Source organism: Alcanivorax sp. HI0044, assembly GCF_001634945.1.
This window is the reverse complement of the sequence record NZ_LWEZ01001871.1, coordinates 1-1,200: the sequence shown is the minus strand read 5'-3', so window position 1 is coordinate 1,200 and position 1,200 is coordinate 1. Positions and strand designations below refer to the sequence as shown.

The 1,200-nt window shown below is 58.7% G+C and carries 1 protein-coding gene; it reads left to right on the top strand.

Annotated elements, in window-relative coordinates; genetic code table 11:
* Positions 1 to 482: 482 nt before the first annotated feature.
* A partial coding sequence (locus tag A3730_RS27910; RefSeq protein WP_082872557.1) for a CTP synthase occupies positions 483 to 1,200 on the top strand: 718 nt, incomplete at its 3' end.

The following is a 1,200-nucleotide window of genomic DNA, read 5'->3' as shown; positions in this document are numbered from 1 at the left end:
AGCCGTGCCCGTCTGGGCCGGCATTCCGAGTTTGCATCGCTGATCGATGCGCCTTTTGCCGATGTGCTGGCGGCATGTGAGAAGCCCTGAGGCTGATCTCGGGCTCCCTGCCTCCGAGCTCGGTGGGGCGCAAGAGTGGATCGGTCCCTGAGCCTTGCTGCTCTCTCAGCCGCTTGGCCAACCATTTACAGGCAGTGCGCAATTCGGCGTAGCCGATGCCTGTACGGTTTGGGTATCACCACCTTTTTACGCTTTCGGGAGCGATTCCGATTGAGGCACGGGGCGGCTTCTGTTAACATTTTCTCCCGTCCTGATGTAGCGCAAGCTCCTGAATTTTCAGGTGTTCAATCGTCTCTTGCGAAGCTGGCCAACCCGATTTACGAAAGCTCCTTGCCCGTCTGTAACGTGCAGGGTGTTTTTTTTATGGGGGCCGGTACACACTGACGATGGTGCTATCAACCCACTAGCGATCTGGTGAGTGCATGTCTCGTTTCATCTTTGTCACCGGCGGTGTGGTGTCGTCTCTGGGGAAGGGGATTACCTCCGCGTCCCTGGCCACCCTGTTGGAAGCTCGCGGCCTCAAGGTCACCCTGATTAAAATGGATCCCTACATCAATGTGGATCCCGGCACCATGAGCCCTTACCAGCACGGTGAGGTGTTCGTGACCGAAGACGGCGCCGAAACCGACCTGGATCTGGGTCATTACGAGCGTTTTATTCGCACCCGCCTGAACCGCCGCAACAGCTTTACCACCGGCCGTGTCTATCAGCATGTGCTGGATAAAGAGCGCCGCGGTGAATACCTGGGCGCCACCGTCCAGGTGATCCCCCATATCACCGATGAGATCAAACTGAAGATCCGCGAAGGCGCGGGTGATGCGGATGTGGCCATCGTGGAAATTGGTGGTACTGCGGGCGATATCGAATCGCTGCCTTTCCTGGAAGCGGCCCGGCAGATGCGCGTGGAGCTGGGCTCCAGCCAGTCCCTGTTGGTGCACCTGACGCTGGTGCCGTACATCGCCACCGCCGGGGAAATCAAAACCAAGCCCACCCAGCACTCCGTGAAAGAGCTGCGTTCCATCGGGCTGCAGCCAGACATTTTGGTGTGCCGTGCGGATGACCCGATTCCGCAGAGCGCCCGGGAAAAAATTGCCCTGTTTACCAATGTGGAAGCCCGGGCGGTGATTTCCTCCCCGGACT